The sequence below is a fragment of the Frankia canadensis genome, from assembly GCF_900197875.1.
Lineage (GTDB): Bacteria > Actinomycetota > Actinomycetes > Frankiales > Frankiaceae > Frankia > Frankia canadensis.
This window is the reverse complement of the sequence record NZ_FZMO01000532.1, coordinates 25,053-31,489: the sequence shown is the minus strand read 5'-3', so window position 1 is coordinate 31,489 and position 6,437 is coordinate 25,053. Positions and strand designations below refer to the sequence as shown.

The 6,437-nt window shown below is 72.4% G+C and carries 7 protein-coding genes and 1 tRNA gene; 2 read left to right on the top strand and 6 right to left on the bottom strand.

Translation table 11 applies throughout. The annotated features are described in order from the left end of the window. Window positions 1-269: 269 nt before the first annotated feature. Both C1A33_RS28975 and C1A33_RS28970 read left to right on the top strand, forming a co-directional pair. Window positions 270-497 (top strand): DUF4287 domain-containing protein, encoded by a 228-nt coding sequence (locus tag C1A33_RS28975; protein WP_101835110.1) that lies wholly within the window; start codon window positions 270-272, stop codon window positions 495-497. Between the two features lie 114 nt (window positions 498-611). Further along, entirely contained in the window at window positions 612-1,022 is a 411-nt protein-coding gene (locus C1A33_RS28970; protein WP_101835115.1) for a PPOX class F420-dependent oxidoreductase, read from the top strand. Between the two features lie 3 nt (window positions 1,023-1,025). Here the strand turns inward: C1A33_RS28970 and C1A33_RS28965 are convergent, their stop codons facing one another. The 6 genes from C1A33_RS28965 to C1A33_RS28940 form a co-directional block, all read right to left on the bottom strand. Beyond that, a complete protein-coding gene (locus C1A33_RS28965) occupies window positions 1,026-1,784 on the bottom strand; it encodes a Bax inhibitor-1/YccA family protein (protein ID WP_101835108.1) in 759 nt (252 codons plus the stop codon). Between the two features lie 204 nt (window positions 1,785-1,988). Beyond that, window positions 1,989-2,063, bottom strand: a tRNA-Leu gene (locus tag C1A33_RS28960). A 327-nt stretch (window positions 2,064-2,390) separates the two neighbouring features. Continuing rightward, window positions 2,391-3,887 carry an NAD(P)/FAD-dependent oxidoreductase gene (locus C1A33_RS28955; RefSeq protein WP_101835106.1) on the bottom strand — a complete coding sequence of 499 codons (1,497 nt, stop codon included), beginning with the start codon at window positions 3,885-3,887 and terminating at the stop codon, window positions 2,391-2,393. A gap of 165 nt (window positions 3,888-4,052) precedes the next feature. After that, entirely contained in the window at window positions 4,053-4,898 is an 846-nt protein-coding gene (locus C1A33_RS28950; protein WP_101835104.1) for a uracil-DNA glycosylase, read from the bottom strand. Further along, the gene (locus C1A33_RS28945) at window positions 4,895-5,869 is read right to left on the bottom strand and encodes a Ppx/GppA phosphatase family protein (RefSeq protein ID WP_101835103.1); all 975 of its coding nucleotides are present in this window, start codon (window positions 5,867-5,869) and stop codon (window positions 4,895-4,897) included. The genes C1A33_RS28950 and C1A33_RS28945 overlap by 4 nt, the downstream gene beginning before the upstream one ends. Next, complete coding sequence (locus tag C1A33_RS28940; RefSeq protein ID WP_101835101.1) at window positions 5,866-6,405, bottom strand: DUF501 domain-containing protein; 540 nt, start codon at window positions 6,403-6,405, stop codon at window positions 5,866-5,868. The genes C1A33_RS28945 and C1A33_RS28940 overlap by 4 nt, the downstream gene beginning before the upstream one ends. Window positions 6,406-6,437 lie beyond the last annotated feature (32 nt).

The following is a 6,437-nucleotide window of genomic DNA, read 5'->3' as shown; positions in this document are numbered from 1 at the left end:
GCAGGCTGGCGGAGGGACCAGGCCTGCTGCGCTTCGCCGAACGCGTGAACTGGCTCAGCCCGGACTCCAGCGGCACGTCCCAGGAGGAACCGGCCCAGCCTCGGATCCGCCGGATGAGCAGCCCCACCTCCCGGCTGAGGTCTCCGACCTCATCGGACATCCGGGAAGGATACCCCACGATGCCCATGGGGGCCCTTGCCCTCCCGTGTGGTATGGGGCACGCTTACGACATGAGCTGTTGACGTCGGGTTTCACGTCTGGAGGCGCGCATGTCACTGCACCGTTCCCCGCAGACCCACCAGTTCCTCATCGAGCGGATCCCCAAGGTCACCGGCTACGAGGTGAGTACCTGGCTCAGCAGGCTGGCGGAGGGACCAGGCCTGCTGCGCTTCGCCGAACGCGTGAACTGGCTGCGGGCGGAGCACAACCTGCCGCACAGCTACGCGGCCGCGCTCGTCCACGAGTCGGACCTGCGGCGACGGGCGATCCGCGCCTGAGTCCGGCTCACCGTCCGGGAGGTTCGGGCGCCGGGCCGATGCCGCTGCGCGCGGCCGGGCGGCGCCCGAACGACGCCTCGCGTGCCGCGGGCAGGCCGCGAGACAATGTCGACCGTGAACATCAACGCTGCCACGGAGTTCGTCCGTGACCATCATCGGGCAGTGCTGTGCACCACCCGGCGGGACGGTTCGCCCCAGATGTCGCCGGTGACGGTCGGGGTGGACGACGGTGGGCGGCTCCTCGTCAGCACCCGGCTCACCGCGTACAAGGTCGGCCACATCCAGCGGGAGCCGACTGTGCGGCTGTGCGTGCTGCCGGACGAGTTCTACGGCCCGTGGGTGCAGATCACCGGTTCGGCGCAGATCGTGCGCCTGCCGGAGGCGATGGAGCTGCTCGTCTCCTACTACCGCGGCATCTCCGGCGAGCACCCCGACTGGGACGACTACCGGGCGGCGATGGTGCGCGACCAGCGCTGCATCGTGCGGATCACGCCCACCGCCGCCGGGCCGGACCGCTCCGGCTGAGCGCTACTGGCGGAGTTTGGACAGCAGCCGCAGCGTCTCCAGGTAGACCCAGACGAAGCCAACGATCAGGCCGAAGGCGGCCCGCCAGGCCTCCGAGCGAGGTGCCCCCGAGTTGATCGCCCGCTCGATGTAGTCGAAGTCGAGGATGAACTGCAGGCTGGCGACGCCGAGCACCACCACGCTGAACAGGATGCCCAGCGGGGAGGCGTCGTTGATCACGGGCAGGTGGCTGCCGCTGACGGCTCGGATCACCAGGTCGGTCAGGCTGAGAAGGATCACGCCGAACAGGACGCCGGTGACGATGCGCGCCATCCGCGGGGTGGCCCGCAGCCGGCGGCTGCGGTAGGCCAGCAGCATCGCGACGAAGATCAGCCCGGTGCCGAGCAGGGCCTGCGGGACGATGCCGGCGAACGAGTCCTCGTAGAACCGGGAGATCGCGCCGACGGCGACGCCCTCGATCAGGGCGAAGGCGACGATGAGCGGCGGCCGCAGCAGCCCCCGCATCGAGATCACGAGGCTCAGGAGCAGGGCGACGAGCCCGGCGCCGAGCGCGATGCCCGGCGCCTGGTGACCGACCAGCCACCCACCGGCGGCGCCCACGCCGAGGACGGCGAACAGCCCCAGGGTGTGGACGACGACGTCGTCGACGGTCAGCGAGGTCGGCTGCCGGTAGTGGCTCGCGAGGTCCTCGGGGCTGGGGGTGGGCGGCGAGGTGAACCCCCCGCGGCGCAGCACGGGGTTCGAGGAACGAAGGTCGGCCATCGAGCCGGCTCCTCTCGGTCGCCGCCGGGGCGGCGCCCACGGTCAACAGCTGGTGCAGACGAACACTCACGCAACGATTCCACCCGCCGACGGGTTCCCGGGCACGGTGGCGGCGCAGGGCCCGGACGACGCCGGGCCGGGAACGTGCCGCATGCCAACCGCCCGCGCCGTTCACGAACGACGCGGGCGATCAACAATGGATTGTGCCGGTGGTCGGAGTCGAACCGACACTCGAGCTGTTTTTAGGACAGCCTCCTCTACCAGTTGGGATACACCGGCTCGTCTACATCGAAGCTGTTTCTACCATGCTACGTAGGTTCTGGGAATAACACATCGCGGAAAAAGTGGTCCGGAGATCGCGGTCCCGGCGAAAGCGTGACTCATCGTGACGAGGATGCCGCGAATCGGCTATCCTCTCCGATCACGAGACGGCCCGGACGGTCAATAGTCCGGGCTCGGGACACGCTTAGCCGGGACCGGGCCGCGGCGGTGAATACCGGCGCCACCAAGGTGGTGTTAAACGCGCCGAGCCGATGACCGCGCCCGGCCACGCGGATTCATCCCCCGGTCCGCGACCCGCGCCGCGGCGGGCGGCGCGGGTGATCGTCATCCCCCGTGCGACGTGGTCCGGGCGCTCTCCCCGGCCGCGCCGGGGGCGGACAGCCCAGGCCGCGCGCCCGCGCCGTCGCCGCTGTCGCGCTCCCCGGCGGGCATGGCCCGGCCGGCGGCGGCGTCGTCGCCACCGTGGCCGTCGCCACCGTGACCGTCCGGGCCGCTGGCGGCGCCGCTGGAGGTCGGGGTGGCGGCCCGGCGGAACTCCGCCCGCGGGTCGGCGAACGAGCCCAGTGAGACGATCTCACGGCGGAAGAACAGCGACAGCGTCCAGTCCGCGACCACGCGGGCCTTGCGGTTGAGCGTGGGAACCCTGCTCAGGTGGTACGTCCGGTGCATCAGCCAGGCCGGCCAGCCACGCAGCCGCACCCCGTACACCTCGGCGACGCCCTTGTGCAGGCCCAGGGAGGCGACGCTGCCGGCGTAGCTGTGCTCGTAGGGATGGATGGGCTGGTGGCGCAGCTCGGCGAGGATGTTGTCGGCCAGCCGGCCGGCCTGGCGCACGGCGTGCTGGGCGGACGGGCCGGTGGTGACCCCCTCGCCCTTGGTCAGGTCGGGCACGGCCGCGCAGTCGCCGGCGGTCCAGGCGTCGGCGACGCCGTCGACCTGCAGGAAGGCGGTCGCCCGCAGCCGGCCGCGGTCGTCCAGGGGCAGGTCGGTACGCGTGAGCACCGGGTTCGCCTTGACCCCGGCGGTCCACACCACGGTTCCGGCGTCGAACTGTTCACCGCTGTCCAGAACAACCCGGCCGTCGACGAGGCTTTCCACCCTGGTGTCGAGCTTTACCTCTATTCCGCGGTGTTCCAGCTGCTTCACCGTATAAAGACCCATTGCGGGTGAAACCTCGGGAAGTATTCGCCTGGTCGCCTCCACCAGGACCCACCGCATATCCGTGGCGCGAAGGTCGGGATAAAAGCCGCAGGCGTCCCGGGCCATGTCCTCGAGTTCCGCGAGCGCCTCGATACCGGCATATCCGCCACCGATGAAAAGAAAGGTGAGCGCGCGCCGGCGCACCTCGGGATCGACGGCCGAGGCCGCCGCGTCCAGCCGGCTGATGACCTGGTTGCGCAGATAGATGGCCTCGGCGGCACTCTTGAATCCGATGCCCTGCTCGGCGAGCCCGGGTATCGGCAGCGTCCGGGCCACCGAACCCGGGCACATCACCAAAATGTCGTATTTGATCTCAAACCGCTCGCCGAGCGGTGGGGCCACCACAGCGGTGCGTTCCGTATGCGACACCGAAAGCACGGAGCCGCTCACCACCCGACAGCCCTTGAGCACCTTTCGCAACGGAACCACCACGTGCCGTGGCTCCAGGTTGCCGGCCGCGGCCTCCGGCAGGAACGGCTGATAGGTCATGTAGGAGTTGGGCTCGACAACTGTGATGGACGCCTCGCCCGCACGCAGCTTCCGCTGAAGCCGCAGGGCCGTGTACATGCCGACGTATCCGCCGCCGACCACGAGGATGTGCGGTGCGCGCCCATAGCCCATGCGAAAACGGTACCCGCGAGGGCCGTCTTACACCTCGGCAGGCGACGATCGGCCCCGCTTTTCCGTGACGCAGGACACCAATACGGACCACCAACGGTCCGTCCCATGACCATCGGATGAGTGCCGCGGCCCACCTGCCGTGTCGACGGCCACAACGCGGCGGACTTAGTCGGTGGCCGGCGTCACTTCGGCATGGACCGAGGCGGACCGGAAAACCGTGTCGAGCATCACCTCGGTCACCCGTCCGGTGAAGGTGTTCTGCTGACTCGGGTGATAGCAACCGGCCACCCGCACCCCGGTGCCGGGAAGGTCGACCCCCACCTGATGGCCGAAGGGCACCCGTCGCGGCGGGACGGGGTAGCCCGCCCGCGCCAGCGCCGGCCACAGCGCCGCCCAGGCGAACCCGCCGAGGGCGACGATCGCACGCAGGGTCGGCCGGGCGAGCTCCAGGTCGCGCACCAGCCACGGCTGGCAGGTGTCCCGCTCCACCGTGGTGGGTTTGTTCGCCGGCGGGGCGCAGTGCACGGCGGCGACGATCCGGGTGGCTCGCAGCCGCTGGCCGTCCCCCGCGTCGACCGACGTGGGCAGCGCCGCCAGGCCGACCCGGTGCAGCGAGGCGAACAGCCAGTCCCCACTGCGGTCCCCGGTGAAGATGCGACCGGTGCGGTTGCCGCCGTGGGCCGCCGGGGCCAGGCCGAGGACCAGGATCCGCGCGTCCGCCGGCCCGAAGGAGGACACCGGACGCCCCCAGTAGGGCTGGTCGGCGAAGGCGGCGCGGCGGACCACGGCGATCTCCTCCCGCCAGGCGACCAGCCGCGGGCAGGCCCGGCAGACCGACGTCCGCGCGTCGAGGGAGGCGGTGTCGGGGGAACCCACGGCCAGTGCTCGCACCTCGTCGGCGGTCCCGGCGACCGGGGTGCGCCTGTCGGCGAGGTCACCTGGCCAGCCGCTGCCGGGCGGCACCGGTCCGCGGCCCGGCAGGTCGACGCCCGACCCGCCGGTCGCCGTCATCCCGCCGGGAAGGCCACGGACGGCCCGGGCTCGGCCGGGGAGGCCGGCGGCGGCGGGGCGGCGGCGAGGGCCAGTGCGATGCCGTCGAGGATGTCGCGCTCGCTGGCGACGACGGCCGCGGCGCCGGAGCACTCCATCAGGGTCCGCAGCACCAGTGCCCCGGCGGCGATGACGTCCACCCGGCCCGGGTGCATGACCGGCAGCGCCGCCCGCTCGTCGTGGGTCATCGCGAGCAGCCGCGCGGTGACCTCGGCGACCTGCTCGGCGCTTGTCACCGACAGGTGGATGCGCTCGGCGTCGTACTCCGGCAGGCCGGCGGCGAGCGCGGCGACGGTGGTCACGGTGCCGGCGACGCCGACCAGGGTGGCCGCCTCGCCCAGCGGCACCGTGGCGGCGGCCAGGTCGAACGCGGCCCGGGCGTCGGCGACGATCGCCGCGGCCTGGGCGGGCGTGGGGGGATCGTCGTGCAGGTGCCGTTCCGCGAGCCGTACGCAGCCGACGTTGACCGACCGGGCGGCGCGCACTCCGGCGGCGTCCCCGAGGACCAGCTCGGTCGAGCCGCCGCCGATGTCGGCGAGCAGCACCGGGGTGGCGACGTCCAGCTCGCCGATGGCCCCGCCGAACGACAGCGCGGCCTCCTCATCCCCGGTGATCACCTCGGGGTCGACGCCGAGGATCGCGCGGACACCGGTGACGAGCTCGTCGCGGTTGCGGGCGTCGCGGGTCGCGCTCGTGGCGACCATCCGCACCCGGGCCGCGCCCAGCCGCTCGATCTCGCCGGCGTAGTCCCGCAGCGCCGCGAGGGTGCGGGCAAGCGCCTGCGGAGCGAGCTCCCCGGTCCGGTCGACGCCGGCGCCCAGCCGGACGATCTCCATCCGGCGGGTCAGCTCGCGCAGTCCGGTGCCGTCGACGTCCGCCACCAGCAGGCGGATCGAGTTGGTTCCACAGTCGATCGCCGCCACCCGGGTCATCGCGATCCCTCCCTGCTGTCGTCCGGCGCCGCGAGGATCACCGGCGCCACGGATACGCAGGGGCCGCCCCGGCCCCAGTCCTCGAGCGCGGCGAGCGCCTCGTCGCCGAACGGGTTCACCCCGGGGCCGGCGGCGAGGCTGTGGGCGACCAGCACGTGCAGGCACTTCACCCGCTCCGGCATGCCCCCGGCGCTCGGATGGCCGACCAGCGGCTCGTACGCGTCGCGACGCGCCAGGTAGTCCTGATGCGCCCGCGCGTAGGCGGCCGCGAGCTCCGGATCGTCGGCGAGGCGCGCGGTCATCTCGCGCATCACCCCGGCGCCCTCCAGGCGGGACACCGCCGCCGCGGCCCTGGGACAGGTCAGGTAGTACAGGGTGGGGAACGGCGAGCCGTCCGGCAGGCGCGGGGCGGTCTCCACCACGTCCGGCAGGCCACAGGCGCAGCGGTGCGCGACACCCAGCAGCCCGCGGGGTTCCCGCCCGAGCTGCCGGTGGACGACCTCGGCCTCCTGCGCCGTCACCGCCGTCGACGTCACGCCGCCTCCCGCCCTCTCGCTGGCTCGCTGGC